The sequence below is a fragment of the Nocardioides candidus genome (assembly GCF_041321175.1).
GTDB lineage: Bacteria > Actinomycetota > Actinomycetes > Propionibacteriales > Nocardioidaceae > Nocardioides.
Genome location: NZ_JBGGWC010000001.1, coordinates 510562 through 524301 on the forward strand (window position 1 = coordinate 510562; position 13740 = coordinate 524301).

Consider the following 13740-nt stretch of genomic DNA (forward strand, 5'->3'; position numbering starts at 1 on the left):
TGGGGACATGGCCGAAGAGACGCTTCACGCGCCGATGCCGGGGGCCGCGCGCCTCGCCGAGCCCCTCCGGTCGCGCTGGAGCCCGAGCGTCTTCGACGCCGCGCACCGGCTGCCGGCCGACGACATCACCACGCTGCTCCACGCGGCGCAGTGGGCGCCGAGCCAGGGCAACCTGCAGCCGTGGCGCTACGTCGTGTGCGAGCGCGGCGGCGTCGCGCACGCGGTGCTGGTGCCGCACCTCAGTCGCGGCAACTCCGGCTGGGTGCCGCGCGCCTCGCTGGTCCTGCTCGCACTCACCCAGGTCGCGGACGACCCCCACCGCGCGCCCGACGCGAAGCCGGTCGACCCCGCGGTCAACCTCTACTGCACCGGTCAGGCCACCGCGCACCTGACGCTCCAGGCGCACGCGATGGGGCTGTACGCCCACCAGTTCCAGGGTTTCGACAAGGAGGCGGTGGCCGACGGGCTCGGCTGCCCGGCGCACTGGCAGCTCGTCGCCGGCATCGCGGTCGGCGTCCGCGGCGATCCTGCGGAGGTCTCCGAGCGCGACCAGGAGCGCGACCGCCGCGTCCGCTCGCGCAAGGACCTGGCCGAGATCGCGTACGGCGACGCCTGGGGCGCGCCTTGGTCACCTGGGAGGATGGCGCCATGACCTCCCTCCACGACTTCAAGGCCACCGGCATCGACGGCACGGAGATCGACCTGGCGTCGTACGACGGCAAGGTCGTGCTCGTCGTCAACACGGCCTCCCAGTGCGGTTTCACCCCGCAGTACGCCGGCCTGCAGAAGCTCCACGAGCGCTACGCCGACCAGGGCTTCGCGGTGCTGGGCTTCCCGTGTGACCAGTTCGGCCACCAGGAGCCGGGCTCGGAGGAGCAGATCGCCGAGTTCTGCGACAGCAGCTACGGCGTGACCTTCCCGATGTTCAGCAAGATCGACGTCAACGGCGACCAGGCCCACCCCCTCTACCGCTGGCTCAAGGACGAGCAGTCCGGGCTGCTCGGCGGCAAGATCAAGTGGAACTTCACGAAGTTCCTGGTGGGCCGCGACGGGCAGGTCCTCGACCGCTACGCGCCGACGAAGACCCCCGAGAAGATCGGGCCGGACATCGAGCAGGCCCTGGGGTCTGCGCCGGGCCGGTAATGCCCGACTCCCCGGCAGACGCCTGGTTCCGCGACCAGTTCCAGAAGCACTGGCGCGACGCCGCCGAGAAGGTCGGCCGGTTCAACCTGGCGATCTTCGGCAAGACCGGGGTCGGCAAGAGCACGCTGATCAACACCGTCTTCGGCGCGGAGATCGCCGAGACCGGGATCGGCGAGCCCGTCACGCGCGAGGAGCACCTCTACCTCCACGACAGCGGCTTCCTCGGGCTCCTCGACACCCGCGGCCTCGAGATCGGGATCGACACCGACCAGATCATCACCGAGCTGGGGGAGTACGTCGCGCGCATGCGGCGCCAGCCGGTCAAGGAGCAGGTGCACCTGGCCTGGTACTGCGTGCGCGCCAACGACCGCCGCTTCGAGGAGACCGAGGCCAGCTTCATCCGCAAGCTCCACGACCTCGGGCTGCCGGTGATCGTCGTGATGACGCAGGTCGTCAAGGTCGGCGACAACTACCACCCCGACGCGCTCGCCCTGAAGTGGGAGATCGAGGCGCTCGACCTGCCGATCTTCGAGGGTCGGGTGCACCTGACGATGGCGAAGCCGGACGACTTCGCCGGCTACCCGAGCCACGGCCTGCAGGAGCTGCTCGATGCCAGCTTTCGAGGTGCTCCGGACGCGGTGGGGAGCGCGCTGACCGCGGCCCAGAAGATCGACATGAAGCGCAAGCGGGAGCACGCGACCGCGATCATCTCGGGCGCGGCGACGGCCGCCGGCGCCGCGGGCGCGACGCCGATCCCGTTCTCCGACGCCGTGCTGCTGGTGCCGATCCAGGTCGGGATGATGGCCGGCATCTCCGTGGTCTACGGCATCGAGATGGACAAGGCCGCGATCGCCTCGGTCGCGGCGACCGCCAGTGCGACCACGCTCGGCCGCTCGGCCGCCACCAACCTCCTCAAGTTCATCCCGGGCATCGGGTCGGTGGTCGGCGGCACTATCAACGCTGCCGTCGCGTCGACCTTCACCCTCGCGATGGGCACGGCCTGGTCGGTCGTCTGCGCCCAGATCTCCCAGGGCCGGCTGACGGTGGTCGACACCGCAGCCGGCAGCCAGGAGATCCGCGAGCTCTTCCTCGCCGAGCTCAAGCGCCAGATCGCGCGGCTCGACATTCGCGCCCGCTGACGGCGGACCCGGCGACCGCCCGACGGGTCAGGCGCCGGCCGGCGAGAGCTCCTTGTCGAGGTCGTCGTCGAGGTCGCCGACGGTCCCGGGGACCGAGTCGCGCTCGAGCGAGGTGCCCTCGACGTCGACGTTCGGCAGGATCCGGTCGAGCCACTTCGGCAGCCACCAGGCCTTCTCCCCCAGGAGGTAGAGCACGGCCGGGATCAGCGCCATCCGCACGATGAACGCGTCGAAGATGATCGAGGCGGCGAGGGCGAAGCCCATCGACTTCACCACGGCGTCGTCCTCGAGCATGAAGCCCGCGAACACCGCCGTCATGATGGTCGCCGCGGCGACGACGACCCGCGCGCTGTTGCGGAAGCCGTCGACGACGGCCTCCCGGGTCGAGAGCCCGTGGACGTGGGCCTCACGCATGCGGGTCACCAGGAACACCTGGTAGTCCATGGCCAGCCCGAACACCATGCCGATCAGGAAGATCGGCATGAAGCTGACGATCGGCTGGCCCTCGAAGATCCCGAAGGCGCCCTCCTGGAAGACCGCCACGGTGGCGCCGAGCGTCGCGAGCACCGACAGCAGGAAGCCGAGCGTCGCGGTGAGCGGCACCAGGATCGAGCGGAAGACGAGCATCAGCAGGATGAAGGCGAGTCCGATGACGACCGCCAGGTAGATCGGCAGGGCGCCGGTCAGCCGGTCGGAGACGTCGGTGGTGATGGCCGTGAGCCCGGTGACCCCGATGGTGGTGTCGGTGGTGTCCTCGATGCCGCCCTGGCCGTCACGCAGCGCGTCGAGCAGGTCGAGCGTCGCCGGGTCGTCGGGCCCGGAGACAGGGGTCACCTGGATCATCGCGCCGGTGCCGACGCCGTCGGGTGCGCCCTTGGCGTCGAGCGGGGCGTTGGTGGCGACGAGCATCGCGCTCTTGACGTCGTCCTGCCCGGCCGCCCACGAGGCGACCCGGTCGAAGGCGTCCTGCCGGGTCCGGTCGTCGGCGATGCCCCGCCCGTCGACCACGATCAGCAGGGGCCCCTCGCGTCCCGGACCGAAGGCCTCGGTGACCAGGTCGGAGGCCTGGCGCCGCGTGGTGTCGGTGGGAGCGGTGCTGTCGGTCGGGAAGGCGAGGTACATCTCCTTCATCGGGACGGCCAGGATGCCCAGGCCGATGACGATGAGTACGACGACCGCCAGCGGCGCCCGTCCGACCAGCCGGCCCCAGCGGACGCCGTTGTTGAGCACCATGCCCTGCTCGTCGCGCCGGACGCGGTCCTTGCGCACCCGGCCGCGGAACGTCCACGACTTCAGCATGCCGAGGATCGCGGGGAGCAGGGTGAGGGCGACCAGCACGGCGATGAGCACCGTGGCGGCGGCCGCGAGACCCATGGCGGTGAGGAAGGGGATCCGGACGATCGCCAGCGCCGACAGGGCGATGAGCACGGTGAGGCCGGCGAACACGACCGCCGAGCCCGCCGTACCGACGGCGATGCCGACCGCGTGCTGGCGGTCGTCGGTGTGGTGCAGCTCGTTGCGGTAGCGGGCCAGGATGAAGAGCGTGTAGTCGATGCCGACCGCGAGGCCGATCATCGAGGCGAGCATCGGCGTGCTGCTGCCGATGTCGGTGACGGCGGTCATCGCAGTGACACCGAGACCGCCGAGGGCCACGCCGAAGACCGCGGTGACGATCGGCATGCCCGCGGCGATGGCGGAGCCGAAGGTCAGCAGGAGCACGACCAGCGCGACGCCGATGCCGATGAGCTCGGCCGAGCCGCCCGGACCCGACATCGCCTGCATGCCGGGGCCGTTGGCCTCGACGACGAACCCGTCGCCGTCCTGGTCGGAGTGCTCGGCGAAGAGCTTCTCGGCGGCCTCGACCGTGGTCGGCTTCAGGTCGGAGACGGTGTCGACGTCCCAGGTGAAGGACAGGGTGCCGATCCGGCCGTCCTTCGAGAGGGGGCTGAAGGCCGGGGGCGCGTTGGCCCCGGCGACGGTCGGGTCGACCAGGCCGGGGTTGGCGTCGGGCGCGTCGCTCATCTGCGGGAGGGACGGGATCGCCGCGACGAGGTCGGCGATGTCGTCGGCGTACGGCTTCTCGGCGAGCGTGTGCCCCTCGGGCGCCGCGACGACGACGTTGACGCTCGCGTCGTCGAACGCGTCGCCGGCGTCGGGGAACAGCTGCTGCTGGAGGTCGGCCGCCTTCTCCGACGGGATGCCGGGGATGCTGAAGGAGTCGACCATCGGCTTGGAGAAGCCGGCGGCGACGCTGCCGAGGGCGACGGCGAGCAGCAGCCAGCCGCCGATGAAGAGCGGCCAGCGCCGGAAGGCGGTCGTGCCGATGCGGTAGAGCAGGCGGGCCATGGGGTCTCCTCGGTCCAGGGTGGTGGGGTTGCCGGGTTGCGGCAGTCAGTCGGCGAAGACGTCGCGCGCGTCGCGCACGGCGTCGTCGATCAGGTCGGGCAGGGGGCGGGTCAGGTCGGGCGCCGAACGATCGAGCATCGAGTCGAAGACCGTCACGAGGAGGCGCATCACCAGGCGCGCGCGGTGCGCGCCGAAGCCCTCGCCCTCGCGCTCGAGGATGAGTGCCACGGCGTCCTCGACGTGCTCCTCGAACCGGGCCCGGAAGATCGCCATCACTTTGGGGTCGGTGCTCTCCACCCTGCGGCGGAGCAGCTCGAGCTCGATGTCGACCGACGTCTCGTGCAGCACCTCGCGGGCCAGCTGCACGAGGTCGTCGAAGAGGCGACCGGTCGGTCCGCCCGAGACGAAGGCCGCGACGGTCTCCTCGGGGAGGTCGTGGTGCGGCCCGAGCACGACGTCCGCCTTGGCGTCGAAGTAGTTGAAGACGGTGCGCCGCGACACGTCGGCCGCGGCGGCGAGGTCGTCCATGGTCCAGCCGTCGAAGCCGCGCTCGAGGGTCAGCTCCAGGGCGCAGTGCTGCAGGCGCTGGGTCGTCTCGACCCGTCGCTGCTCCCACTTGCTCCCACCCACAGTCGGCAATCCTTGCACTGAAATCGCAAAGAGTGCAAATCTGTGACAGGCGTCACGTGGTCAGCGCACCTGTAACTCAGTGTCCGGTTCACTCCCTCGGCGCTGTGACCACGAATTCGTGGTCACAGCACCCACCGAGCGTCGCGAACACTGAGTTACAGCACCCGCTCGTGACGGGGCGTCACGCGCCCGCGGCGGGGCTGACCAGTCCGTGGTCGTAGGCGTAGACGATCGCGGCGGGCCGGTCGCGGAGGTGGAGCTTGGTGAAGATCCGCCCGATGTGGCTCTTCACGGTGAGCTCGGAGATGACGAGGTCGGCGGCGATCTCGCCGTTGCTGCGGCCGATCGCCATCGCGCGCAGCACCTCCACCTCGCGCGGGGTGAGCACCTCGCTCGGGCCCGACGCGGGCGGGGCGGGCGGCGCGCTGCCGCGGTAGGTGTCGAGCACCCGGCCCGTCACGGCCGGGTCGAGCCACGAGTCGCCGGCCGCGACGGCGCGCACCCCGCGGATCAGGTCGTCGGCCGAGGAGTCCTTCAGGAGGAAGCCCGCCGCTCCCGCGCGCAGTGCGCCCGAGAGCATCTCGTCGTCGTCGAAGGTGGTGAGCACCAGGACCGGGGGCGCCGCGGGGTCGGCGGCCAGGAGTCGGGTGGCGGTGATGCCGTCGACCTCGCGCATCCGGAGGTCCATCAGCACCACGTCGACACCGGGCCCGGCGGTCGGGTCGGCGGTGAGGTCGGCGAGCGCAGCCGGCACCTCGGCGCCGTCGGCGCACTCGGCGACGATCTCGAAGCCGTCGCGCCGCCGCAGGATCCGCCGCAGCCCGGAGCGGACCAGCTCCTGGTCGTCGACGAGCACGACCCGGATCGGGGTCGTCTCGCTCACGTGGCGGCTCCGGTCGCGGCGGCGCCCGGCAGCCGGCCCAGGCCGGGGATGGAGTGACCGCAGGGCAGCTCGAGGCTGCGCTGTCCGAGGCGTACGTCGACGAGCCAGTCGTCCCCGACCTCGCCGGCGCGGATCGTGGCACCCAGCTGGGCGGCGCGGGCATGCATGCCGGCGAGGCCCGAGCCGAGCCCGTCCGCACGGCGGCCGTGCGGCCCGCCGGCCGGGCCGCCGAGCGGGTTGCGCACCAGCAGCCGAGCGCTGCCGCGGCCGACGCTGAGCGAGACCTGCGCGATGCTGCCGGGTGCGTGCTTGGCGACGTTGGCCAGGGACTCCTGGGCGATCCGGTAGAGGCCGAGGCCGGTGGCGTCGGCGAGCTGGGAGAGGTCGCCGCGCTCGTCGTACTCCACCCGGAGGCCGGCCTGGTCGAGCTCGCGCACCAGCGCGGCGATGTCGCCCGCACCGGGCAGGGACTGGCGGGTCGCGGCACCGTCGGCCATCGCGCTGACCGTGCGGCGGATGTCGGCCATCGCCCGCCGGCCCACCTGCTCGGCATCGGCCAGCGCTGCGTCGGCCTCGCCGACCGCGTCGTCTGCGGAGGCCTCCCCGCTGGCCACGTCGCTCAGGGCGTGGCGGGCGCCGGTGATGTGCAGCAGGGTGACGCTGAGGGAGTGGGCGACCAGGTCGTGGATCTCGCGGGCGATGCGCTCGCGCTCGGCGGTGGTCGCCCGCTGCCACGTGGCCTCGCGAGCCTCCCGCTCGGCCAGCAGGGCGCGCATCTGCCAGAGCAGCATGGCGCCCACGACGAAGCCGACCTCCAGCTCGATCGCGTAGACCGGGAAGCCGACGATGCCCGGGCCCAGCCAGGTCAGGCCGAGCATGGCGTAGGAGATGGTGGCGACGACGAGCCCCGGCCGCACCCCGTCGCGCGCCGTCGCCTCGGCGACGACGAAGGCGAGGATCGCGGGCGCGGCGTCGACCGGACCGAAGGTGTCGTAGGTGGGCACGACCGAGAGCAGCCAGGCCGTGGCGACGAGGGCGCCGAGCGCGTCGAGCCACCACGGCAGGACCACGCGGTAGCCCATCTGCGCGACGGGCGCCGCGAGCACCAGGGGGACCGTGAGGACCAGCGGGTCGAGCGGCCACAGGGCGTCGCGCTGACCGAGGGCGAGCACGAGGCACGCCACCTGGGCCAGGTGACCGATGACGGGGACCCACCAGGGATAGAGGATCCCGCGCGCGAGGCAGCTGTCCTCGATGCGCTGGCGCGCGGCGCGCAGGATCGCGACGGTCATGGCAGCAAGCGTAGGGACCACCGGGGGTGGCGTCATCCGACCGCGGACGTCAGCCCGCCTCCTACCAGGGTCGCAACCGGGACCGTCACAAGTGCCTGCCAGCGCCCGATGCCCACCCCGATCGCCGCCGCCTAGCGTTCGGAGCACCGACAACGACCCGAGGACGGTGAGCACCATGACCTGGAGCGAGACCAAGCGACGGTGGCGCGTGATGCGCGAGATCGAGGACCTGTTCCTCGCCGACCCGGCAGCCACGCTGCCCTGGCGTGAGGAGTACGCCGAGCTGTTCGGCGACCGCGCCGGCCTGGCCACCGCGCTGCGCTACCGGTGGCAGCTCGCCCGCGACGCCCAGCTCGACACCCACGCCTCGGAGGCGGCCTGGGACGAGCAGCTGCACCGCCTCGACCTCCGCACCCGGATGCTGATCCGGCGGCTGGACGACGGCGCCGGCCGGGAGCAGGGTAGGGACCGTGTCGTCGCCTAGCTCCTTGATCGCCACCCCCCGGGCCTTCGTCGCGTGGTCGCTGGCGCACGGGATCCAGCGTCGTTTCCTCGGCCGCGCCGCCGCCAAGGGCGACACGATGGCGCGGCTCGCGACCGATCGTGCGCTCTACGACGACCCCTATCCGTCGTACGAGAAGATCCGCGCCGGCGGGCGCATCGTGCGCAACGGCTTCGTCTGCGGCACGGTCGACCACGCCGTGGCCAACGCCATCCTGCGCAGCGACGACTTCGGCACCGGCTCGGGCGCCGGCGAGCTGCCGGCTCCGCTGCGTCGGCTGCACACGCTCACCCGCGACCCCGACACGCTCAGCCCGGTCGACCCGCCGTCGATGCTGGTGGTCGACCCGCCCCAGCACACCCACTACCGGCGGCTGGTGTCGCGTGCCTTCACGGCGCGCAAGGTCGGACGGATGGCCGACCGCGTGGAGGCGGTCGCCGCCTCTCTGCTCGACGACCTCGACCGCGAGCCCACCTTCGACCTGGTCTCCCGCTACGCGGCGCTGCTGCCGGTGGCCGTCATCGCCGACATCCTCGGCGTGCCCGACGACGAGCGCGAGCAGGTGCTCGGCTGGGGCAACCACGCCGCGACCACCCTCGACCCGGGGCTGAGCTGGCGCCAGTACAAGGAGGCGTCCTCGGCCCTGCGCGAGATGAACGCCTGGTTCAGCATGCACATCGACCGGCTGCGGAGTGATCCCGGCGACGACCTCCTCAGCCAGGTGCTGCAGGACCCGGAGGCCGCCGACCTCACCGAGGTCGAGCTGCACGCGATCGGGCTGCTGGTGCTCGGCGCGGGCTTCGAGACGACCGTGAACCTGATCGGCAACGCGGTCGCGCTCCTCGACGCCCACCCCGACCAGCTCGCCTGGCTGCGCGACCACCCCGAGGGCTGGGGCAACGCCGTCGAGGAGGTGCTGCGCTTCGACGCGCCGGTCCAGCTGACCATGCGGGCCGCGACGCGCGACACGGTGGTGGCGGGCGAGCCGGTCGCACGCGACGAGGCGGTGCTCGTCTACCTCGGCGGCGCCAACCGCGACCCCGCTGTGTTCGACGAACCCGACCGGTTCGACGTACGACGACCCAACGCCGCCGACCACATCGGTTTCTCCGCCGGGGTGCACTTCTGCCTGGGCGCGAGCCTGGCGCGGCTCGAGGCCGCGGTCGCGCTGCGCGCGCTCTACGAGCGCTGTCCCGACCTCCATGTGGTGGGTCGCCCGGAGCGCCGCGGCACCCGGGTGCTGCGCGGCTACGAGCACCTGCCGGTCTCGACCCTCGCGCGCGTGTCGGCCGGCTGACCCGTCCGCAATACATTTCGGGGCGTGCCCGAACCCGACCTCGCCCCGGCCGACCCGACCGGGGTCACCGTCGCCGTGCTAGTCGGCTTCGGGCTCCCGATGACCGCGGTGGCGGCGTCGTTCGCGTTCGGCAGCCTCGAGGACGTCGCCAAGGGGGTCGGGGTCGCGATCGCGGTCTGGATCTGCGGGGTGGCCGTCGCCCTGGTCCACCCGCTCGACACCAGCCCGACCGGCCAGGAGGACGTCCGGCTCTGGTGGCGGTGGGGCGTGCCCGGGGTGGCGATCGCCGCGATGATCGTCGTGGTCTACACCGGCAAGCCGTTCGTGCCGTGGATGCTCGTGCTCGTCGTCGGCACCTTCTTCGCGTGGATCACCGGCTCGCTCTGGGTGCTCGCCCGACGCAGGGCGGCACCGCCGGAGGCGTAGGAACCGGTCCGGCCCGCGCCGCGTCGAAGGCGCATGACCCCTCGGCTCCCGGCGGCGACGATCGCCGCGCTCCTGTCCGCAACCCTCCTGGCCGGCTGCTCCGGCACGGACGACCGCGAGGACCGCGACGGTGGCGGGCGGGGCATCGACGCGCGTTCCTACTACGACGACTACCCCGAGGTCGCGATGGACGGCGATCTCGCCCTCGCCTCCCCGATGCAGTCGTCGTCCGAGCGCCGTGGCGACCCGGCGCTCCCGCCGGCCCCCGACGAGGACGACGTGTTCGTGGACCACGACACGAGCGGCTACGTGTCGGCGGCCGACGACCCGCTGTCGACCTTCGCGCTCGACGTCGACACCGGGTCGTACGGCGTCGCGCGCTCCCTGCTCCGCGACGGCTACCGCGTGCCGCCGGCGTCGGTCCGCGTGGAGGAGTGGGTCAACGCCTTCGCCTATGCCGACGCGCCGCCCACCGGCGGCGACCTCGGCATCACGACCGAGACCGGCCTGGCGCCGAGCCTCGAGGACGGCACCCAGCTGGTGCGGGTGGGCGTCGCGGCCCGTGAGGTGCCCGCGGCCGAGCGGCCCCGGGTCAACGTCACGCTCGTCGTCGACCGCTCCGGGAGCATGGACATCCGCAACCGGCTCGGCCTGGTGCAGTCCTCGCTCGCACTGCTGGCCGACCGGCTGCGCTCCGACGACACCGTGTCGGTCGTGTCCTTCGAGGACCGGGCCCGCCCGATCCTCGAGCCGACGCCGATCAGCGACACCGACGCGATCCTCGCCGCGATCGACGAGCTCGAGCCCGGCGGCAGCACCAACCTCGCGGCCGGGCTGCGGCTCGGCTACCAGCAGGCGCGCGAGGCCTTCGACCCCGACGCGGTCAACATCGTCGTGCTCGCGTCCGACGGCGTGGCCAACGTCGGGAGCACCGGCCCGCACTCGATCGTCGACCTCATCCAGGAGGAGGGCGCCGACGGCATCCACCTGGTCACCGTCGGCTACGGCATGGGCAACTACAACGACCACCTGATGGAGCAGCTCGCGGACCTCGGCGACGGCTTCTATGCCTACGTCGACGACTTCGACGAGGCCTCCCGGCTCTTCGGCGCCGACCTCGTCACCACGCTCACGCCCGTCGCTGCGGACGCCCGCACGCAGGTCGCGTTCGACCCCGGGCTCGTGCGCTCCTACCGGCTGGTCGGCTACGACGACCGCTCGATCGCGGACGGCGACTTCACCGACCCCGGCACCGATGCGGGCGAGCTGGGCGCGGGCCACCACGCGACCGCCCTCTACGAGGTGCGGCTCGCGCCCGGGGTGGCGCCCGGCACGGTCATCGGCTCGGCCGCCGTCCGGTGGACCTCCGTCGGCCTGGGTCGGGACCGCGGCGACCACCAGGAGGAGGCGCGCACCGAGGTGGTCGCGGCGGACCCGGAGGCGCCGCCGTCGTACGACCTGGGCCTGGCGGCGACCGTCGCCGACCTCGCGGAGGTGCTGAAGCACGCCCGCCCGTACGACGACCGCGGGCTCACCCTCGACGACCTCCTCGTGCGGGCGCAGGTGCTCGCCGCCGCCGACGTGCCGGGCGCCGAGGAGCTGGTCGAGGTGGTGCGGGAGGCGATCGCCGCGGGCTGACGGGCTTTACAACAGCGGGGGTCTTGTCAAACAGGTTTACAAATACTACCGTTGTGTCAACCGGCCCACGGCAGTCTGGAGACCTGATGAACGCGGAGCTGATCGGCAAGACCGTCCCTGACGGCACGACCGAGATCTGGAAGGACAAGAAGCGCTACCTCTGGCTGTGGGGCCTGATGGTGCCCGGCCTCGGCATCGCCTTCGCGCTCGCGTTCATCGCGACCGGCTGGTGGGGATGGGCGCTCGTCGGCCCGCTCCTCATCAACCTGATCATCCCGGTGTTCGACCTGGTCCTCGGCAACGACAGCTCCAACCCGCCCGACGAGATCGTCGAGGCGCTGGAGAACGACAAGTACTACCGCTGGATCGTCTTCATGTACGTCCCGCTGATGTACGTCGTGCTCTTCGCCGGCTTCGACCTGCTCATGGGACACAACCCCGTGCACCGGGTGCTCGACTGGGTCGGCGCGGGCGGCTGGGCCGACACCCACCTCGGCGCGCTCTACGACAACCCCGTCGAGATGGTGTGGTGGGTCAGCGCGCTGTGGGCGCTCTCGCTCGCGGCCATGGTCGGCATCGGCATCAACACCGCCCACGAGCTCGGCCACAAGAAGGAGAGCCACGAGCGCTGGCTCGCGAAGATCACGCTGGCGCCGACCTTCTACGGCCACTTCTACATCGAGCACAACCGGGGCCACCACGTCCGCGTGGCCACCCCGGAGGACCCGGCCTCCTCCAAGCTCGGCGAGAGCCTCTACCGGTTCTGGCCCCGCACCGTGCTGGGCTCGCTCAAGAGCGCATGGAGCGTCGAGGCGAAGCGCTATCGCCGCAAGGGCACCCACCCGTTCCACCTCGGCAACGACGTCCTCAACGCGTGGGCGATGTCGGTGGTCCTCTGGGGCTCGATCGTCGCGTTCTACGGCTGGACCGTCATCCCCTACGCCCTGATCACGATCGTCTTCGGCTTCTCGCTGCTGGAGGTCGTCAACTACCTCGAGCACTACGGGATGATGCGCCAGAAGGTCGGCGAGAAGCAGCGCTACGAGCGGGTGCTGCCGATGCACAGCTGGAACAGCAACAACATCGTCACGAACATCTTCCTCTACCACCTGCAGCGTCACAGCGACCACCACGCCAACCCGACGCGTCGCTACCAGGCGCTGCGCGACTTCAAGGAGTCGCCGGCCCTGCCGACCGGTTACGCCGGCATGATCAACCTCGCTCTCGTGCCGCCCCTGTGGCGCAAGGTGATGGACCACCGCGTGGTCGAGCACCTCGACGGCGACGTGACGCTGGCCAACATCTTGCCGAGCAAGCGCGAGAAGTACCTGGCCAAGTTCCCGCCGCCCTCCGAGCACCACCTGCACGCCGACGACCTGTTCGCGCAGAAGTACGACGGCGAGGTGCTCGCCGCGCGGTGCCCCGGCTGCGGCTACGTGTACGAGGTCGCCGCGGGCGACGAGCACGAGGGCTTCGCCGCCGGTACGGCGTGGGCCGACATCCCCGACGACTGGTGCTGCCCCGACTGCGGAGTCCGCGACAAGATCGACTTCGTCCCCTTCGACCCCGAGAGCCTCGAGACCGTCGCGAGCGCGACGTCCTCGACGACCGAGAGCGAGACCTCGTGAAGATCACCGCTGACCTGGACAAGTGCGAGGGCCTCGGCATGTGCGAGGCCATGGCCAACGACTACTTCGAGGTGGACGAGGACGAGGACCAGGTCGTCGTGCTCGACGACTCGCCCCCGGAGTCCGACCGGGCGCACGTCTACGCCGCCGTGCAGGCCTGCCCGGTGCTGGCGCTCACGCTCACCGACTGATCGCGCGGGACCGGTGTCTATCCTCGCCCGTGTGAGCCTGCCGCCCCCGGAGACGACCGTCGCGCGCGGGCTGCGCGAGCGGTTGTGCGACGCCGCGGCCTCGGTCATCACCAGCGAGGGCTGGGCCAAGGTCACGATGGCGCGGCTCGCCGACGAGGTCGGCGTCAGCCGGCAGACGGTCTACAACGAGATCGGCACGAAGAACGACCTCGCCGAGGCGATCGTCCTCCGCGAGCTCGACCGGTTCCTCGCCGGCGTGGTGCGCTCCTTCGACGAGAACCCGACCGACCTGGTGCAGGCGATCCGCGACTCGGCGCGACGCGTGCTGAAGTACGCCACCGACAACGCCCTGCTCCACGCGGTGGTCTCGGCCACCCACGGCGCCGACACCGAGCTGCTGCCCCTCCTGACCACGCACGCCGAGTCGCTGCTGGTCGCCGCGAAGATGGTCGTCGGCGAGCGCCTCGCCGGCTACCGGATCGACCTGCCCACGGACCGGCTGGAGGCGAGCATCGACATGGTCGTCCGACTGGTGCTGAGCCACGTCATGCAGCCCTCGAGCGACCCGACGACCACCGCCGACGACATCGCCTGGGTGGCGGCGCGGGTCCTGGCCTGAAGTTCC

The 13740-nt window shown here is 71.7% G+C and carries 14 protein-coding genes; 10 read left to right on the top strand and 4 right to left on the bottom strand.

Features of this window, described 5'->3' with window-relative positions; translation table 11 throughout:
* Positions 1 to 7: 7 nt before the first annotated feature.
* Genes ACAX67_RS02525 through ACAX67_RS02535 form a run of 3 tightly spaced genes read left to right on the top strand, consistent with a single transcriptional unit; the run spans position 8 to position 2282 of the window.
* The gene (locus ACAX67_RS02525) at positions 8 to 652 is read left to right on the top strand and encodes a nitroreductase family protein (RefSeq protein WP_370702235.1); all 645 of its coding nucleotides are present in this window, start codon (positions 8 to 10) and stop codon (positions 650 to 652) included.
* A complete protein-coding gene (locus ACAX67_RS02530; protein ID WP_370702236.1) occupies positions 649 to 1143 on the top strand; it encodes a glutathione peroxidase in 495 nt (164 codons plus the stop codon). Before ACAX67_RS02525 ends, ACAX67_RS02530 begins: the two co-directional genes overlap by 4 nt.
* Positions 1143 to 2282, top strand: coding sequence for a GTPase family protein (locus tag ACAX67_RS02535; protein ID WP_370702237.1), 1140 nt, complete (start codon positions 1143 to 1145; stop codon positions 2280 to 2282). Before ACAX67_RS02530 ends, ACAX67_RS02535 begins: the two co-directional genes overlap by 1 nt.
* Before the next feature lie 27 nt (positions 2283 to 2309).
* Here the strand turns inward: ACAX67_RS02535 and ACAX67_RS02540 are convergent, their stop codons facing one another.
* The 4 genes from ACAX67_RS02540 to ACAX67_RS02555 form a co-directional block, all read right to left on the bottom strand.
* Positions 2310 to 4628: an MMPL family transporter gene (locus ACAX67_RS02540; protein WP_370702238.1), complete on the bottom strand. Its 2319-nt coding sequence runs from the start codon at positions 4626 to 4628 to the stop codon at positions 2310 to 2312.
* 45 nt (positions 4629 to 4673) lie between these two features.
* Positions 4674 to 5258 carry a TetR family transcriptional regulator gene (locus tag ACAX67_RS02545; RefSeq protein ID WP_370702239.1) on the bottom strand — a complete coding sequence of 195 codons (585 nt, stop codon included), beginning with the start codon at positions 5256 to 5258 and terminating at the stop codon, positions 4674 to 4676.
* A gap of 181 nt (positions 5259 to 5439) precedes the next feature.
* Positions 5440 to 6141, bottom strand: coding sequence for a response regulator transcription factor (locus ACAX67_RS02550; RefSeq protein WP_370702240.1), 702 nt, complete (start codon positions 6139 to 6141; stop codon positions 5440 to 5442).
* On the bottom strand, positions 6138 to 7433 hold the full coding sequence (locus ACAX67_RS02555) for a sensor histidine kinase (RefSeq protein ID WP_370702241.1): 1296 nt from the start codon (positions 7431 to 7433) through the stop codon (positions 6138 to 6140). Before ACAX67_RS02555 ends, ACAX67_RS02550 begins: the two co-directional genes overlap by 4 nt.
* Before the next feature lie 175 nt (positions 7434 to 7608).
* Between ACAX67_RS02555 and ACAX67_RS02560 the strand changes: the two genes are divergently transcribed.
* The 7 genes from ACAX67_RS02560 to ACAX67_RS02590 all read left to right on the top strand — a co-directional run bounded on the left by ACAX67_RS02560 (position 7609) and on the right by ACAX67_RS02590 (position 13734).
* Entirely contained in the window at positions 7609 to 7917 is a 309-nt protein-coding gene (locus ACAX67_RS02560) for a hypothetical protein (protein WP_370702242.1), read from the top strand.
* Positions 7918 to 7921: 4 nt separating this feature from the next.
* On the top strand, positions 7922 to 9232 hold the full coding sequence (locus ACAX67_RS02565) for a cytochrome P450 (protein ID WP_370702243.1): 1311 nt from the start codon (positions 7922 to 7924) through the stop codon (positions 9230 to 9232).
* A 24-nt stretch (positions 9233 to 9256) separates the two neighbouring features.
* Complete coding sequence (locus ACAX67_RS02570; RefSeq protein WP_370702244.1) at positions 9257 to 9658, top strand: hypothetical protein; 402 nt, start codon at positions 9257 to 9259, stop codon at positions 9656 to 9658.
* Between the two features lie 33 nt (positions 9659 to 9691).
* Positions 9692 to 11296, top strand: a complete 1605-nt coding sequence (locus ACAX67_RS02575) for a vWA domain-containing protein (protein ID WP_370702245.1) — start codon at positions 9692 to 9694, stop codon at positions 11294 to 11296.
* 86 nt (positions 11297 to 11382) lie between these two features.
* The gene (locus tag ACAX67_RS02580; RefSeq protein WP_370702246.1) at positions 11383 to 12924 is read left to right on the top strand and encodes a fatty acid desaturase; all 1542 of its coding nucleotides are present in this window, start codon (positions 11383 to 11385) and stop codon (positions 12922 to 12924) included.
* On the top strand, positions 12921 to 13115 hold the full coding sequence (locus ACAX67_RS02585; protein WP_370702247.1) for a ferredoxin: 195 nt from the start codon (positions 12921 to 12923) through the stop codon (positions 13113 to 13115). The genes ACAX67_RS02580 and ACAX67_RS02585 overlap by 4 nt, the downstream gene beginning before the upstream one ends.
* 31 nt (positions 13116 to 13146) lie before the next feature.
* Positions 13147 to 13734, top strand: a complete 588-nt coding sequence (locus ACAX67_RS02590) for a TetR/AcrR family transcriptional regulator (protein WP_370702248.1) — start codon at positions 13147 to 13149, stop codon at positions 13732 to 13734.
* Positions 13735 to 13740: the final 6 nt, after the last annotated feature.